The sequence below is a fragment of the Thioalkalivibrio sp. AKL7 genome (assembly GCF_000381705.1).
GTDB lineage: Bacteria > Pseudomonadota > Gammaproteobacteria > Ectothiorhodospirales > Ectothiorhodospiraceae > Thioalkalivibrio > Thioalkalivibrio versutus.
On record NZ_KB906961.1, the window covers coordinates 1 to 16,414 of the forward strand.

Consider the following 16,414-nt stretch of genomic DNA (forward strand, 5'->3'; position numbering starts at 1 on the left):
GTCGGCATTCGCGACACGCAGAAGACCACCGTCACCGGTGTCGAGATGTTCCGCAAGCTGCTGGATCAGGGCGAAGCGGGCGACAACGTCGGCATTCTGCTGCGCGGCACCAAGCGTGACGACGTCCAGCGTGGTCAGGTGCTGTGCAAGCCGGGTTCGATTACCCCGCACACGCACTTCGAGGCCGAGGTGTACATCCTGGGCAAGGAAGAGGGCGGTCGTCACACGCCGTTCTTCAACGGTTACCGTCCGCAGTTCTACTTCCGCACGACGGACGTGACGGGCTCGGTGGAGCTTCCGGAAGGCACCGAGATGGTGATGCCGGGTGACAACGTGAAGATGACGGTGTCCCTGATCAATCCGATCGCGATGGAAGACGGTCTGCGCTTTGCGATCCGCGAAGGCGGCCGCACTGTGGGCGCCGGCGTCGTCTCCAAGATCATCGAGTGATACAGTAGACAAGTTGACAGACTGACCGCGAGAGGCGGCGCCCCGTGCGTCGTCTCTCGCGTTTGTTTCTTGTCGATTCGATTTCTAGGCCAGTAGCTCAATTGGCAGAGCAGCGGTCTCCAAAACCGCAGGTTGGGGGTTCGAGTCCCTCCTGGCCTGCCATCTTCGAGATGGCGGCAGCACCGGGTGATACGTATTCATGAGTGAACAATCGGAACAGACCGGCGTGCTTGATACCGCCAAGCTCGCGGTGGCCGTGGCGCTGCTGATTGCCGGCGTCATGGGCTTCTATTGGTTCCAGGACGAATCCACTCTGATTCGCGTCCTCGGGCTGCTTGCCGTCGTGGGGGTCGCCATCGGGATCGCGATGACGACCGCCAAGGGCAGCCAGCTCGCCGGCTTTATGGGCAACGCGCGCACCGAGGTGCGCAAGATGGTGTGGCCCACCCGCGTAGAGACGACCCAGACCACGCTGATCGTCATTGCCGTCGTGATCCTGGTGGGGATCATGCTCTGGCTCCTGGACATGTTCCTGGGCTGGGGCATCAGTCGGTTCATCGGATAAGCAGCAGGATTTTCCCCATGGCACTACGCTGGTACGTCGTACAGGCATTCTCGGGTTTCGAGGCACAGGTGAAGCGGTCCCTGGAGGAACGCATCGAGCGTTTCGGCATGCAGGACCACTTTGGCGAAATCCTGGTGCCCACCGAGGAGGTCGTCGAGATGAAGGACGGCCAGAAGCGCAAGAGTGAGCGCAAGTTCTTCCCCGGCTATGTTCTGGTTCAGATGGACCTCAACGACGAGGCCTGGCATCTCGTCAAGGCCGTGCCGCGCGTGCTCGGCTTCATCGGTGGCACAGCGGACCGTCCGGCGCCGATCAGCGACAAGGAAGCCGACGCGATTCTGCAGCGCATGCAGGAAGGCGCGGAGAAGCCGCGTCCGAAGGTGCTGTTCGAGGTGGGCGAAATGGTCCGCGTCATCGACGGCCCGTTCAACGATTTCAATGGCGTGGTCGAAGAAGTCAACTACGACAAGAGTCGTCTGCTGGTGGCGGTTCAGATTTTCGGGCGGTCGACGCCCGTGGAACTCGAGTTCCACCAAGTCGAAAAAACCTGAGACGCGCAAGCGTCATTACCTGTTAATCGGGGAGCCGCAAGGCGTTCGCACCCGAGGGAGTCCTCATGGCAAAGAAAATCGAAGCGTATATCAAGCTTCAGGTGGCGGCTGGCAAGGCCAACCCGAGCCCGCCCGTGGGCCCGGCACTGGGTCAGCGCGGCGTGAACATCATGGAGTTCTGCAAGGCGTTCAACGCCCAGACCCAGGAGATGGAACCCGGTCTGCCGATTCCGGTGGTGATCACCGTGTACGCGGATCGCAGCTTCACGTTCATTACCAAGACGCCCCCGGCGGCGGTCCTGCTGAAGAAGGCGGCCGGCATTCAGTCCGGTTCCGGTCAGCCGAACACCAACAAGGTTGGCACCGTGACGCGCGCCCAGCTGGAAGAAATTGCGAAGACCAAGGAACCGGATATGACCGCGGCCGATCTCGATGCCGCCGTGCGTACCATCGCCGGCAGTGCCCGCAGTATGGGCCTCGAAGTGGAGGGTCTCTGACATGGCGAAGCTTTCCAAGCGTATGCAGGCCTATCGCGAGAAGGTTGAGGCGGGTCACCTGTATCCGGTCACCGAAGCCTTTGATCTCCTGCGTGACCTGCCCAAGGCCAAGTTCCGCGAGTCCGTGGACGTTGCCGTGAACCTCGGTGTGGACCCGCGCAAATCCGACCAGGTGGTGCGCGGTTCCACCGTGTTGCCGCATGGCAATGGCAAGACTGTGCGCGTGGCCGTGTTCACCCAGGGTGCGAACGCCGATGCCGCCAAGGAAGCCGGGGCCGATGTCGTCGGCATGGACGACCTCGCCGAGCAGGTGAAGGCCGGCCAGATGGACTTCGACGTGGTGATCGCCTCCCCGGATGCGATGCGCGTGGTCGGCCAGCTCGGCCAGATCCTCGGCCCGCGCGGCTTGATGCCGAACCCGAAGGTCGGCACCGTGACCCCGGATGTGGCCACCGCGGTGACCAATGCCAAGGGTGGTCAGGTGCGCTACCGCACCGACAAGGGTGGCATCGTCCACTGCACTATTGGCGCGGCCGATTTCGACACGAATTCGCTTACCGACAATCTGAACGCCCTGCTGGCCGATCTGCTGAAGATGAAGCCGGCGACCTCCAAGGGGCAGTACGTCAAGGGCGTGGTCGTCTCCACCACCATGGGTCCGGGCGTCAAGGTCGATCAGGGCTCGTTGGAGCTCTAAGCAAGAAAATACGGTTTTTGGTCGGCTGTCGCGCAAGCGGCACGCCATCCAAGACCGCAGGCGCCGAGCTCCAGGGCCCGGCTTAATACTCCAGCCTGCGCAGATGGTGTCACCCGATTCAGGAAGTACCTGCGACGGGAGCACCGAAGTGCCGGGTTCGCCCGGTTTCACGATCACCTCCGGGTGGTCTTACTAGAGGAGAGTCAACGTGGCTTTGAATCTCGACGACAAGAAGGCGATTGTCTCGGAGCTGGCTACGGTTGCTGCCTCGGCGCATTCCGCGGTCGCCGCGGAGTACCGGGGTCTCTCGGTCGCGCAGATGACCGACCTTCGTCGGCAGGCCCGCACTACCGGGGTCTATCTGCGGGTGGTGAAGAACAACCTCGCCAAGCGTGCCATTGAGGGTACGGATTTCGCGTGCATGCAGCCCGAGCTGCAGGGTCCGCTGATCCTTGCCTTCAGTGAAGAGGAGCCTGGCTCCGCGGCACGCCTGGTGAAGAACTTCGCCAAGGAAAACGATCAGCTGAAGGTCCGGCTGGTGTCCTTTGGTGGGCAGCTCATGGGGGCGAACGATCTCGATCGCCTCGCGAGCCTGCCGACCCGTGACGAGGCGCTCTCGCAGCTGCTCGCCACGATGAAGGCACCGCTCGACAAGTTCGCCCGTACGGTGAACGAAGTCCCGGGCAAGCTTGTGCGTACCGTTGCAGCAATCCGTGATCAGAAGCAGGCAGCCTGAAGAACCCTTCAAGCCTGCTTCTGCAGCATGTACTGAATGAATTCGGGCTCGACCCGTTAGGAGATTAAGAAATGGCCGTTTCGAAAGAAGATATCCTGGAAGCCATCGGCAACATGACGGTCCTGGAGATTGTGGACCTGATCAGCGAGATGGAAGAGAAGTTCGGCGTGTCCGCCGCTGCCGCTGTTGCGGCCGCCCCGGCTGCCGCTGGTGGCGAAGCCGCTGCCGCTGAAGTCAAGGACGAGTTCGACGTCGTGATGTCGAGCTTCGGCGAGAACAAGGTCGGCGTCATCAAGGTCGTCCGCGGCCTGACCGGTCTGGGTCTGAAGGAAGCCAAGGAAATGGTCGAAGGCGTGCCGGCGACCGTGAAGGAAGGCGCTCCGAAGGACGAGGCCGAGAAGATGAAGGCGGAGCTGGAAGGCGCGGGCGCCACCGTCGAACTGAAGTAAGAAGGCGCTTGCGCCTGTTGTTTTCGTGTACATCACGAAGCCCTGAGGCTGGCGGCCGTTTGGTCGCCAGCCTCAGCCCGTGGTGGCGCGTGTTTTGTCGCGCGTTGTTCAGCTAGCCTCCGAGGTAAGCCATGGCCCTCAGTTATACCGAAAAGAAACGTATCCGCAAGGACTTCGGGAAGCGTCCCCAGATCCTCGAAGTTCCGTACCTGCTGGAAACCCAGCTGACCTCCTATCGGGATTTCCTGCAGGCGGACCGAGCGTCCGACGGGCGGGATCCGATGGGCCTGCATGCGGCGTTTCAGTCGGTTTTCCCCATCGTCAGTTATTCCGGTCATGTCCAGCTCGAGTACGTGAGCTATCGCCTGGGCGAACCGATGTTCGACGTGAAGGAATGCCAGATCCGTGGCGTGACCTATGCGGCCCCGCTGCGTGTCCTCTTGCGCCTGGTGATCCACGACAAGGAAGCCCCGGCGGGTTCCACCGTGGTCAAGGAGGTCAAGGAGCAGGAAGTCTATATGGGCGAAATGCCGCTCATGACCGAGAACGGCACCTTTGTCATCAACGGTACCGAACGCGTAATCGTGTCGCAGTTGCACCGCTCGCCGGGCGTGTTCTTCGACAGCGACAAGGGCAAGACCCAGGGCAGTGCACAGAAACTGCTTTATAACGCCCGCATTATTCCGTACCGCGGCTCCTGGCTCGATTTCGAGTTCGACGCCAAGGACGGGGTCTTCGTGCGCATCGACCGTCGCCGCAAGCTGCCGGCGTCGATCCTGCTGCGCGCACTGGGTATGGATACCGAAGAGATCCTCACCACCTTTTTCGAATTCAATCAGCTCACCCTCGACGATGACGGCGGCGAGCTGGACCTGATCCCCGAGCGCATGCGCGGCGAGACTGCCGTGATCGACATTACCGATGGCGAAACCGTCATTGTCGAGGCCGGTCGGCGTATTACGCCGCGCCATATCCGGGAGATCGAGAAGGCCGGCATCAACACCCTGCGGGTGCCGGACGAATACCTGCTGGGTCGGGTGCTGGCCAAGGGCGTGGTGGATGAGTCCACCGGGGAACTGATCGCCAATGCCAATGACGCCTTGACCCAGGAGATGCTCGACAAGCTGCGCGCCGAGGGCGTGAACTCGCTGGAGACCATCTACACCAACGACTACGACCACGGTCCGTACATGTCGGATACGCTGCGTCTGGACCCGACCAAGAGCCAGCTGGAGGCCCAGGTCGAGATCTACCGCGTGATGCGCCCGGGCGAGCCGCCGACCAAGGACGCTGCGGAGAACCTGTTCTCCAACCTGTTCTTCTCGGAAGATCGCTACGACCTGTCCGCTGTGGGCCGGATGAAATTCAACCGCCGCGTGGGGCGTGACACCGACGAGGGCGAGGGCGTCCTGTCGCCGACGGACATCCTGGATGTCCTGAAGGTGCTGATCGACCTGCGTAACGGCAACGGCCGTACCGATGACATCGACCATCTGGGCAACCGCCGCATCCGCAGCGTGGGCGAGATGGCGGAAAACCAGTTCCGCCTGGGCCTGGTGCGTGTCGAACGCGCGGTCAAGGAGCGTCTCACCGTCGCCGAGAGCGAAGGCCTGATGCCGCAGGAGCTGATCAACGCCAAGCCGGTGGCCGCCGCGGTCAAGGAATTCTTCGGGTCCAGCCAGCTGTCCCAGTTCATGGACCAGAACAACCCGCTGTCCGAGGTTACGCACAAACGGCGTATCTCGGCCCTGGGCCCGGGCGGGCTTACCCGCGAACGTGCCGGCTTCGAAGTGCGCGACGTGCACCCGACGCATTACGGTCGCGTGTGCCCGATCGAGACTCCGGAAGGCCCGAACATCGGTCTGATCAACTCGCTGGCCGTGTATGCCCGCACCAACCGCTACGGCTTCCTGGAGACGCCGTATCGCAAGGTCGAAGAGGGCAAAGTGACCGAGGAGATCGTCTACCTCTCCGCGATCGAAGAGAGCCAGTACGTGATCGCCCAGGCGAACGCGGCGATGGACGAGGAAGGTCGCCTGAGCGATGACCTCGTGTCCTGCCGTCACCAGGAAGAGTTCACGATCTCGTCTCCGGACAAGATCCAGTACATGGACGTCTCGCCGAAGCAGATCGTGTCCGTGGCCGCCGCGTTGCTGCCCTTCCTGGAGCATGACGATGCCAACCGCGCGCTGATGGGCGCGAACATGCAGCGTCAGGCCGTGCCGTGCCTGCGGGCCGACAAGCCGCTGGTGGGTACCGGTATCGAGCGCGCCGTCGCCATTGACTCCGGCTCCGCGATCGTCGCCAAGCGCGGCGGCACGGTGGACTCGGTGGACGCCGGTCGTGTGGTGGTCCGTGTGAACGACGACGAAACCGTCGCCGGCGAGCCGGGCGTGGATATCTACAACCTCACCAAGTACTCGCGTTCCAACCAGAACACCTCCATCAACCAGCGTCCCCTGGTTGCGGTGGGCGACGAAATCGCCCGCGGTGACGCGATTGCCGATGGCTCGTCCACGGATCTGGGCGAGCTGGCGCTGGGGCAGAACATGATGGTCGCGTTCATGCCCTGGAATGGCTACAACTTCGAGGACTCGATTCTGATCTCGGAGCGCGTGGTGCAGGAGGATCGTTACACCACGATCCACATCGAGGAGCTCAACTGTGTCGCTCGTGACACCAAGCTGGGCCAGGAAGAGATCACCGCGGACATCCCGAACGTCTCCGAGTCGTTGCTGAACAAGCTGGACGAATCCGGCGTGGTCTACGTCGGGGCCGAGGTGAACCCGGGCGACATCCTGGTCGGCAAGGTCACGCCGAAGGGCGAGACCCAGCTAACGCCGGAAGAGAAGCTCCTGAGGGCGATCTTTGGCGAGAAGGCCTCGGACGTGAAGGACACCTCCCTGCGTGTGCCGTCCGGCATCGAGGGGACGGTGATCGACGTGCGTGTTTTCACCCGCGACGGTGTGGAGAAAGACGCCCGCGCCCGGTCGATCGAGGCCGACGATCTCGCCGCTGTGCAGAAGGACCTGAAGGACCAGCTGCGCATCTACGAGGATGACATCTACGCCCGCGTCGAGCGGCTGCTGGTCAACAAGACCGCCGCCGGTGGCCCGGATGGGCTGGGTGATGGCTCCAAGGTGACCAAGAAGTATTTGCAGGGGCTGTCCCGCGACAAGTGGTTCGAGGTCCGCCTGCAGGACGATGCGGTCAACAGCCAGCTGGAAGACCTGGGTCGCCAGATCAAGGATCAGCACGAGGCGTTCGAGAAGAAGTTCGAGCACCAGAAGGCCAAGCTGGCCGCGGGCGACGACCTGCCGCCAGGCGTGCAGAAGATGGTCAAGGTCTACGTGGCCGTGAAACGCCGCCTGCAGCCGGGCGACAAGATGGCCGGTCGCCACGGGAACAAGGGCGTGATCTCGATGATCGTGCCGGAAGAGGACATGCCGTTCCTCGAGGACGGTACCCCGGTCGACGTGGTGCTGAACCCGTTGGGCGTGCCCTCGCGCATGAACGTCGGCCAGGTGCTGGAAGTGCACCTGGGTTGGGCGGCCCGAGGTCTCGGCCACAAGATCAACCGCATGCTCGAGGCGCAAGGCGAGATCGCCAAGCTGCGCGAGTTCCTCGACAAGATCTACAACAACCGCGAACGCAAGGTGGACCTCGACTCCATGTCGGACCCCGAGATCATCACCCTGTGCCGCAACCTGCGCGGTGGCGTGCCGATGGCGACGCCGGTGTTCGACGGCGCCGAAGAGGCCGAGATCAAGGAGATGCTGCGTCTGGCGGACCTGCCGGAAACGGGGCAGGCCCAGTTGTACGACGGGCGTACCGGGGACGGCTTCGACCGCCCGGTCACCGTGGGCTACATGCACATGCTGAAGCTGAACCATCTGGTCGACGACAAGATGCATGCACGTTCCACCGGCCCGTATTCGCTGGTCACCCAGCAGCCGCTGGGCGGCAAGGCGCAGTTCGGTGGTCAGCGCTTCGGCGAAATGGAGGTCTGGGCACTGGAGGCCTACGGCGCCGCCTACACCTTGCAGGAAATGCTGACGGTGAAGGCGGACGACGTGCAGGGCCGCAACAAGATGTACAAGAACATCGTTGACGGTGAGCACCACATGGAGGCCAACGTCCCCGAGTCGTTCAACGTGCTCATGAAGGAGATCAAGGCGCTCGGCATCAATATCGAGCTCGAGCAGGACTGATCTTCTCCGATCCGATTGTGATCCGATGGGGCGCAGTGCGCCCCTCGAAACCAAGTTTGTGAGGCAAGCGAATGAAAGACCTCCTGAATCTGTTCAAGCAACAGACCCAGCCGGAAGAGTTCGATGCGATCCGCATCGGTCTTGCGTCCCCGGACCAGATCCGTTCCTGGTCCTTTGGCGAGGTGAAGAAGCCGGAAACCATCAATTACCGGACGTTCAAGCCGGAGCGTGATGGCCTGTTCTGCGCGAAGATCTTCGGGCCGGTGAAGGACTACGAGTGCCTGTGCGGCAAGTACAAGCGCCTGAAGCACCGTGGCGTGGTGTGCGAGAAGTGCGGCGTCGAAGTGACCCAGACCAAGGTACGGCGCGAGCGCATGGGCCATATCGATCTGGCCTCGCCGGTTGCCCACATCTGGTACCTGAAGAGCTTGCCGTCCCGTATTGGCCTGCTGCTCGACATGACCCTGAAGGACATCGAGAAGGTCCTGTACTTCGAGTCCTTCATCGTCACCGATCCGGGCTTCACCACGCTGGAGAAGCGCCAGCTCCTGACCGACGAGGAATACCTCGAGGCGATGGAAGAGCACGGTGACGACTTCACCGCGCTGATGGGCGCGGAGGCCGTGCTGAGTCTGTTGAAGGAAATGGATCTGCCCGCCGAGGCGACGAAGCTGCGCCAGGACCTGAGCGAGACCGGTTCCGAGACCAAGATCAAGCGCTTCGGCAAGCGGCTCAAGCTGGTCGAGGCCTTCCTCGATTCCGGCAACAAGCCGGAGTGGATGATCATGAAGGTGCTGCCGGTACTGCCGCCGGACCTGCGTCCGCTGGTGCCGCTGGATGGCGGCCGGTTTGCGACCTCCGACCTCAATGATCTGTACCGCCGGGTGATCAACCGCAACAACCGTCTGCGTCGCTTGCTGGAGCTGAATGCCCCGGACATCATCGTGCGCAACGAAAAGCGCATGCTGCAGGAGTCCGTGGACGCGCTGCTGGACAACGGCCGTCGCGGCCGTGCCATCACCGGTACCAACAAGCGCCCGCTGAAGTCCCTGGCTGACATGATCAAGGGCAAGCAGGGCCGCTTCCGCCAGAACCTGCTGGGCAAGCGTGTTGACTACTCCGGTCGCTCGGTGATCGTGGTGGGCCCGACCCTGCGCCTGCACCAGTGCGGTCTGCCCAAGCGCATGGCGCTGGAGCTGTTCAAGCCGTTCATCTTCGGCAAGCTGCAGCGCCGTGGTCTCGCGACCACCATCAAGGCCGCCAAGAAGGCGGTGGAAAAGGAAGGTCCCGAGGTCTGGGATATCCTGGAAGAGGTGATCCGCGAGCACCCGGTCATGCTGAACCGCGCGCCGACCCTGCACCGCCTGGGGATCCAGGCGTTCGAGCCGGTGCTGATCGAGGGCAAGGCGATCCAGCTGCACCCGCTGGTCTGCGCCGCGTTCAACGCGGACTTCGACGGTGACCAGATGGCCGTGCATGTGCCGCTGTCGCTGGAGGCCCAGCTGGAGGCGCGCACGCTGATGCTGTCCTCCAACAATGTGCTGTCCCCGGCCAACGGCGAGCCGATCATCGTGCCGTCGCAGGATATTGTCCTGGGGCTCTACTACCTGTCGCGCGAGAAGGTGAACGCGAAAGGCGAAGGCATGACGTTCGCCGACGTGGATGAAGTCCACCGCGCCTACGAGCACAAGCAGGTCGACCTGCACGCACGTATTACCGTGCGGATTGCGGACACCATGGCCGAGGTGGGCGAGGGCGAGAGCCTGCCGTACCTGCGCCTGGAGACCACCGTGGGTCGAGCGATCCTGTCGCGCATCATGCCCAAGGGTCTGCCGTTCGAGCTGATCGACCGCGAGCTAAACAAGAAGGCGATCTCCGGCCTGATCAACCAGTGCTATCGCCGCCTGGGTCTGAAGGATACGGTGGTGTTCGCGGACCAGCTGATGTACGCGGGCTTCTACTACTCCACCCGTGCCGGCGTCTCCTTCTGCGCCGACGACATGGTGATCCCGGACGAGAAGCAGCCGATTCTGCAGGGCGCCGAAGAACAGGTTAAGGAGATCGAGAACCAGTACGCCTCGGGTCTCGTGACCAAGGGCGAGCGTTACAACAAGGTCGTGGACATCTGGTCTCACTGTAATGACCAGGTCGCCAAGGCCATGATGGAGCGGCTCGGCAAGGAGAAGGTCGTCAACAAGGACGGCGAGACGGTCGAGCAGAACTCGTTCAACTCGATCTTCATGATGGCCGACTCCGGTGCGCGTGGCTCCGCCGCGCAGATCCGTCAGCTGGCCGGCATGCGTGGCCTGATGGCCAAGCCGGACGGCTCGATCATCGAGACGCCGATCACCGCGAACTTCCGCGAAGGTCTCAACGTCTTGCAGTACTTCATCTCGACCCACGGCGCGCGTAAGGGGCTGGCCGATACCGCGCTCAAGACCGCGAACTCGGGCTACCTGACCCGCCGCCTGGTGGATGTCTCGCAAGACGTGGTGGTGACCCAACCGGATTGCGGGACCCAGCAGGGGCTGCAGATGAAGCCGATCATCGAAGGTGGCGACGTGGTCGAGCCATTGCGCGACCGCGTGCTCGGGCGGACCACTGCGGTCGATGTGCTGCGCCCGGGTACCGATGAGGTATTGATCCCGGCCGGCACGCTGCTGGATGAGGCCATGGTGGACTCCCTGGATGCCGCATCGGTCGACGAAGTGCTGGTGCGTTCCGCGATTACCTGCGAGACCCGCCAGGGCATTTGTGCCAAGTGCTATGGGCGTGACCTGGCGCGTGGCCACGAGGTCAACGCCGGCGAGGCCGTGGGCGTCATCGCCGCGCAGTCGATCGGCGAGCCGGGTACCCAGCTGACGATGCGTACCTTCCATATCGGCGGGGCCGCGAGCCGTGCCGTGACGGTCAGTGCGATCCAGGTGAAGAGCTCCGGTTCTGTCCGTCTGCATAACCTGAAGACGGTCACCAACAAGGCCGGCAACCTGGTCGCGGTCTCGCGCTCCGGCGAGCTGGGGGTGATCGACGATCAGGGTCGCGAACGGGAGCGCTACAAGATTCCCTATGGCGCGCTTATCACGGTCCACGACAGCGATGCCGTCGAAGCCGGGCAGGAAGTCGCGAGCTGGGATCCGCATACGCATCCGATCGTCACCGAGGTGGCCGGTAACCTGCGCCTCGCGGACTTCGTGGAGAACGTGACGGTCACCAAGGAGACCGATGAGTTCACCGGCCTGTCGTCCAATGTGGTCCTGGATCCGAAGAGCCGCTCTACGGCGGGCAAGGATCTGCGCCCGACGGTCAAGCTGCTGGACGACGACGGCAACGAGGTGTACATCCCGGGGACCGACATGCCCGCGCAGTACATGCTGCCGGCCAATGCGATCTTCAACCTGGAGGACAACGCCCGGGTCGAGGTGGGTGACGTCATTGCCCGTCTGCCGCAGGAATCCTCCAAGACGCGTGACATCACCGGGGGTCTGCCGCGTGTGGCCGACTTGTTCGAGGCGCGGCGTCCCAAGGAGCCGGCGGTGCTGGCCGAGATCTCGGGCACCGTGTCCTTCGGCAAGGAGACCAAGGGCAAGCAGCGTCTCGTGATCACCCCGGACAAGGGTGACCCGGTCGAGATGATGATTCCCAAGCTGCGTACCGTGAACGTGTTCGAAGGCGAGCGCGTCGAGCGTGGCGAGGTCGTGGTGGACGGTGAACTGGATCCGCATGACATCATCCGTCTGCGCGGTGTCACCACCCTGGCCGAGTACCAGGTCCAGGAGATCCAGGACGTTTACCGTCTCCAGGGTGTGAAGATCAACGACAAGCACATCGAGGTGATCGTCCGCCAGATGATGCGCAAGGTGAACATCGAGGACGCCGGCGACACCAAGTTCCTCGCCGGGGACCAGGTGGATCGCATTCGGGTGCTGGAGGAGAACGAGCAGCTGGGTGCCGACAAGCAGCCGGCAACCTACGAGCGCGTGCTCCTGGGTATCACCAAGGCGTCGCTGGTGACCGAGTCGTTCATCTCTGCGGCCTCCTTCCAGGAGACCACCCGTGTGCTCACCGAGGCCTCGACCCGCGGTGCGCGTGATGATCTGCGCGGCCTGAAGGAAAACGTGATTGTCGGACGCCTGATCCCCGCGGGGACGGGCCTCGCCTATCACAAGGAGCGTCGCCGCAAGCGCGCACTGGAAATGCCCGAGTTCGAGGCGGTCGCGGAGGCGCCGGCGGTGATCGCCGACTCCGAACCGGCCACGACCGATCCGGGCACCACGGAAGACGGGTCCGAGTGACCCGTCCCACCTTGACACTCACGGGGGCGGCGATTAGACTTCCGCTCCCTCGACAGTCCGGTCTCGGCGCCGGCCTGTCGTTATTTTTAGGCTAGGAGAAAGGGTTTCATGGCCACGATCAACCAGTTGGTACGCAAGCCCCGCAAGCGCCCCGTCGAAAAGAGCGACGTGCCGGCGCTGCAGGGTTCCCCGCAGAAGCGCGGGGTCTGCACCCGTGTCTACACGACCACCCCGAAGAAGCCGAACTCCGCGCTGCGCAAGGTTGCGCGCGTGCGGCTGACCAACGGCTACGAAGTGAGTAGCTACATCGGTGGGGAAGGCCACAACCTGCAGGAGCACTCGGTGGTCCTGATTCGTGGCGGCCGTGTTAAGGACCTCCCGGGTGTGCGTTACCACACGGTACGCGGCAGCCTGGACACCCAGGGTGTGCAGAAGCGCATGCAGGGCCGGTCCAAGTACGGCACCAAGCGTCCCAAATCCTAACCGTGATCCATGATCCAGTCCGGGAACTGAAACATGTCTAGAAGAGCAGCAGCCCCCAAGCGTCACATCCTCCCCGACCCGAAGTTCGGAAGCGAGCGCCTGGCCAAGTTCATCAATACGGTGATGCGTGACGGCAAGAAGTCCGTCGCCGAACAGGTCGTGTATGGCGCCCTGGACCAGATCGAGTCCAAGCAGGGCGACGGGATGGGTGCGCTGGAACGCGCCCTGGACAACATTCGCCCGCGTGTCGAGGTGAAGTCCCGCCGCGTTGGTGGTGCGACCTACCAGGTTCCGGTGGAAGTGCGCTCGGTGCGTCAAGATGCGCTGGCCATGCGCTGGGTGGTCGAGGCCGCCCGCAAGCGGGGCGAGCGCACCATGGCCCTGAAGCTGGCTGGCGAACTGATGGACGCCTCGGACAGCAAGGGTTCGGCCGTCAAGAAGCGCGAAGACACTCACCGCATGGCGGAAGCGAACAAGGCGTTCGCTCACTTCCGCTGGTAAACCAGATTTAGAGAGGCTCACCGTGGCACGCAAGACACCACTGAAGCGCTACCGGAATATCGGGATCAGCGCGCACATCGACGCCGGCAAGACGACGACGACCGAGCGCATCCTGTTCTATACCGGCCTGTCGCACAAGATCGGCGAGGTGCATGACGGCGCCGCCACGATGGACTGGATGGAGCAGGAGCAGGAGCGCGGGATCACCATTACCTCCGCGGCGACCACCAGCTTCTGGTCCGGCATGGCCAAGCAGTTCGACGAGCATCGAGTGAACATCATCGATACTCCCGGGCACGTGGACTTCACCATCGAGGTGGAACGTTCCATGCGCGTGCTCGACGGCGCGGTCATGGTGTATTGCGCCGTGGGCGGTGTGCAGCCGCAATCCGAGACGGTCTGGCGTCAGGCAACCAAGTACGCCGTGCCGCGTCTCGCGTTCGTCAACAAGATGGACCGCGCCGGCGCCGACTTTCTGCGTGTCTACGAGCAGATGAAGGAGCGGCTGCAGGCCAACCCGGTGCCGATCCAGCTGCCGATTGGCGCCGAGGACCAGTTCAAGGGTGTGATCGACCTGGTCAAGATGCAGGCGATCTACTGGGACGAAGAGAACTTCGGTATCAGCTTCGAGTACAAGGACATCCCCGATGACCTGAAGGCCGAAGCCGACAAGTGGCGCGAGAATATGCTCGAGGCCGCCGCCGAGGCGAACGAAGAGCTGATGGACAAGTACCTCAACGAGGGCGATCTCAGCGAGGCAGAAGTCAAGTCGGCCCTGCGCCAGCGGACGCTCGCGCTCGAGATTGTCCCGATGCTGTGCGGTTCCGCGTTCAAGAACAAGGGCGTCCAGGCAATGCTGGACGCGGTGGTCGAGTACCTGCCCTCTCCGGAGGAGGTCAAGGCGATCAAGGGCGTGAAGGCGGGCACCGAAGAGCCGGTGGCCAAGCACGCGTCGGACGACGAGCCATTCGCGGCTTTGGCGTTCAAGATCATGACCGACCCCTATGTGGGATCCCTGACCTTCGTCCGCGTTTATTCGGGCGTGCTGGCGGCTGGGGACTCGGTGCTGAATACGCAAAACAACCGCCGCGAGCGGATTGGTCGTATTCTGCAGATGCACTCCAACTCCCGCGAGGAAATCAAGGAGCTGCGTGCAGGCGACATCGGCGCGGTAGTGGGCCTGAAGGATCTGTATACCGGTACGACGCTGTGCGATCCGAATGACCCGGTCGAGCTCGAGCGCATGGAGTTCCCGGAGCCGGTGATCTCCATCGCGGTCGAACCGAAGACCAAGACCGACCAGGAAAAGATGGGCATCGCGCTGAACAAACTGGCGCAGGAAGATCCGTCCTTCAAGGTGCATACCGATGAAGAGTCCGGTCAGACCATCATCTCGGGTATGGGCGAGCTCCATCTCGAGGTGCTGGTGGACCGCATGAAGCGCGAGTTCAAGGTCGAGGCGAACGTCGGTCAGCCCCAGGTGGCCTACCGCGAGACCATTCGCAAGACGGTCGAGCAGGAAGGCAAGTTTGTGCGGCAGTCGGGCGGTCGCGGCCAGTATGGCCACGTGTGGCTGCGCCTCGAACCGCTGGAACCCGGTAGCGGGTACCAGTTCGAGAACGCCATCGTGGGCGGTGTGGTGCCCAAGGACTACATCCCGGCGGTCAACAAGGGTGTGGCCGAGCAGATGTCCAATGGTGTGCTCGCCGGCTATCCGGTCGAGGACGTGAAGGTCACGCTGTTCGACGGCTCCTACCATGACGTTGACTCCAACGAGATGGCGTTCAAGGTTGCGGGCTCCATGGCGTTCAAGGAAGGCGCGCTGAAGGCCGGCGCCGTGCTTCTTGAGCCGATGATGAAGGTCGAGGTGGAGACACCCGAAGAGTACATGGGCGACGTGATGGGCGACCTCAATCGCCGTCGTGGCCTGGTGAAGGGCATGGAAGACGTCGCCGGGCAGAAGCTGCTGCGGGCCGAGGTTCCCCTGTCCGAGATGTTCGGCTACTCGACCCAGTTGCGCTCGATGAGTCAGGGTCGCGCGACCTACTCGATGGAATTCGAGAAGTACGCCGAGGCCCCCGCGCAGATCGCCGAGGCGGTAGCCGCCAAAGCGTCCTGATCCCGAATTCGCGTTATTTGAAAGAACTGTAAAGAGGTTTGAGCTGTGTCCAAGGAAAAGTTCGAGCGTAAGAAGCCGCATGTGAATGTGGGTACGATTGGTCATGTGGACCATGGGAAAACGACGCTGACGGCGGCGATGACGGCGGTGCTGGGCAAGAAGTACGGTAGTGAAGCCCGTGCATTTGACCAGATCGACAACGCGCCGGAAGAGAAGGCCCGCGGTATTACGATTGCGACCGCGCACGTCGAGTACGAATCCGACCTTCGTCACTATGCGCACGTTGATTGCCCCGGTCACGCGGACTACGTGAAGAACATGATCACGGGTGCGGCGCAGATGGATGGCGCGATCCTGGTGGTGTCGGCGGCCGATGGCCCGATGCCGCAGACCCGCGAGCACATCCTGCTGGCGCGTCAGGTCGGTGTTCCGTACATCGTGGTGTTCCTGAACAAGGCCGACATGGTCGATGATCCGGAGCTACTGGAGCTGGTCGAGATGGAAGTACGCGACCTGCTGTCCTCGTACGACTTCCCGGGTGACGACACCCCGGTCATCACCGGTTCCGCGCTGAAGGCGCTGGAAGGTGACGAGAGCGAAGTGGGCGCCCCGGCGATTTACAAGCTGGTCGAAGCGATGGACACCTGGATTCCGGAGCCGGAGCGTGCCGTGGACGGCGCGTACCTGATGCCGGTGGAAGACGTGTTTTCGATCTCCGGTCGCGGCACCGTGGTGACCGGTCGTATCGAGCGCGGCGTGGTGAAGGTCGGCGAAGAGATCGAGATCGTCGGCATTCGCGACACGCAGAAGACCACCGTCACCGGTGTCGAGATGTTCCGCAAGCTGCTGGATCAGGGCGAAGC

Annotated in this window: 13 protein-coding genes and 1 tRNA gene; all 14 read left to right on the top strand. The window is 62.9% G+C overall.

Going from position 1 to position 16,414, the window contains the following annotated elements; all coding sequences use genetic code 11:
- Window positions 1-450 (top strand): EF-Tu/IF-2/RF-3 family GTPase (locus G315_RS0113465; protein ID WP_019612686.1); only part of this gene is annotated, 450 nt, incomplete at its 5' end.
- Between the two features lie 86 nt (window positions 451-536).
- Window positions 537-612: transfer RNA gene (locus G315_RS0113470), tRNA-Trp, on the top strand.
- A 37-nt stretch (window positions 613-649) separates the two neighbouring features.
- Entirely contained in the window at window positions 650-1,015 is a 366-nt protein-coding gene (gene secE / locus G315_RS0113475) for a preprotein translocase subunit SecE (RefSeq protein WP_018143866.1), read from the top strand.
- A 17-nt stretch (window positions 1,016-1,032) separates the two neighbouring features.
- Entirely contained in the window at window positions 1,033-1,566 is a 534-nt protein-coding gene (nusG, locus tag G315_RS0113480) for a transcription termination/antitermination protein NusG (RefSeq protein ID WP_017940468.1), read from the top strand.
- 65 nt (window positions 1,567-1,631) lie between these two features.
- Window positions 1,632-2,063, top strand: coding sequence for a 50S ribosomal protein L11 (rplK, locus tag G315_RS0113485; protein WP_018650512.1), 432 nt, complete (start codon window positions 1,632-1,634; stop codon window positions 2,061-2,063).
- A gap of 1 nt (window position 2,064) precedes the next feature.
- On the top strand, window positions 2,065-2,760 hold the full coding sequence (gene rplA / locus G315_RS0113490) for a 50S ribosomal protein L1 (protein WP_018143868.1): 696 nt from the start codon (window positions 2,065-2,067) through the stop codon (window positions 2,758-2,760).
- 214 nt (window positions 2,761-2,974) lie between these two features.
- Complete coding sequence (rplJ, locus tag G315_RS0113495; RefSeq protein WP_018143869.1) at window positions 2,975-3,496, top strand: 50S ribosomal protein L10; 522 nt, start codon at window positions 2,975-2,977, stop codon at window positions 3,494-3,496.
- Between the two features lie 71 nt (window positions 3,497-3,567).
- The gene (gene rplL, locus G315_RS0113500) at window positions 3,568-3,945 is read left to right on the top strand and encodes a 50S ribosomal protein L7/L12 (RefSeq protein ID WP_018143870.1); all 378 of its coding nucleotides are present in this window, start codon (window positions 3,568-3,570) and stop codon (window positions 3,943-3,945) included.
- 131 nt (window positions 3,946-4,076) lie between these two features.
- Complete coding sequence (gene rpoB / locus G315_RS0113505) at window positions 4,077-8,156, top strand: DNA-directed RNA polymerase subunit beta (RefSeq protein WP_019612687.1); 4,080 nt, start codon at window positions 4,077-4,079, stop codon at window positions 8,154-8,156.
- Window positions 8,157-8,227: 71 nt separating this feature from the next.
- Window positions 8,228-12,448 carry a DNA-directed RNA polymerase subunit beta' gene (gene rpoC, locus G315_RS0113510; protein ID WP_018143872.1) on the top strand — a complete coding sequence of 1,407 codons (4,221 nt, stop codon included), beginning with the start codon at window positions 8,228-8,230 and terminating at the stop codon, window positions 12,446-12,448.
- A 108-nt stretch (window positions 12,449-12,556) separates the two neighbouring features.
- Window positions 12,557-12,931: a 30S ribosomal protein S12 gene (rpsL, locus tag G315_RS0113515; RefSeq protein WP_018143873.1), complete on the top strand. Its 375-nt coding sequence runs from the start codon at window positions 12,557-12,559 to the stop codon at window positions 12,929-12,931.
- Between the two features lie 33 nt (window positions 12,932-12,964).
- Window positions 12,965-13,432 carry a 30S ribosomal protein S7 gene (gene rpsG, locus G315_RS0113520; RefSeq protein WP_018143874.1) on the top strand — a complete coding sequence of 156 codons (468 nt, stop codon included), beginning with the start codon at window positions 12,965-12,967 and terminating at the stop codon, window positions 13,430-13,432.
- Window positions 13,433-13,454: 22 nt separating this feature from the next.
- Window positions 13,455-15,551, top strand: a complete 2,097-nt coding sequence (gene fusA, locus G315_RS0113525; protein WP_018143875.1) for an elongation factor G — start codon at window positions 13,455-13,457, stop codon at window positions 15,549-15,551.
- Window positions 15,552-15,596: 45 nt separating this feature from the next.
- A partial coding sequence (locus tag G315_RS0113530) for an elongation factor Tu (RefSeq protein ID WP_019612688.1) occupies window positions 15,597-16,414 on the top strand: 818 nt, incomplete at its 3' end.

Coding starts and splice junctions, on each gene's coding strand:
- secE (WP_018143866.1), top strand. CDS start 650: ATGAGTGAACAATCGGAACAGACCGGCGTGCTTGATACCGCCAAGCTC.
- nusG (WP_017940468.1), top strand. CDS start 1,033: ATGGCACTACGCTGGTACGTCGTACAGGCATTCTCGGGTTTCGAGGCA.
- rplK (WP_018650512.1), top strand. CDS start 1,632: ATGGCAAAGAAAATCGAAGCGTATATCAAGCTTCAGGTGGCGGCTGGC.
- rplA (WP_018143868.1), top strand. CDS start 2,065: ATGGCGAAGCTTTCCAAGCGTATGCAGGCCTATCGCGAGAAGGTTGAG.
- rplL (WP_018143870.1), top strand. CDS start 3,568: ATGGCCGTTTCGAAAGAAGATATCCTGGAAGCCATCGGCAACATGACG.
- rpoB (WP_019612687.1), top strand. CDS start 4,077: ATGGCCCTCAGTTATACCGAAAAGAAACGTATCCGCAAGGACTTCGGG.
- rpoC (WP_018143872.1), top strand. CDS start 8,228: ATGAAAGACCTCCTGAATCTGTTCAAGCAACAGACCCAGCCGGAAGAG.
- rpsL (WP_018143873.1), top strand. CDS start 12,557: ATGGCCACGATCAACCAGTTGGTACGCAAGCCCCGCAAGCGCCCCGTC.
- rpsG (WP_018143874.1), top strand. CDS start 12,965: ATGTCTAGAAGAGCAGCAGCCCCCAAGCGTCACATCCTCCCCGACCCG.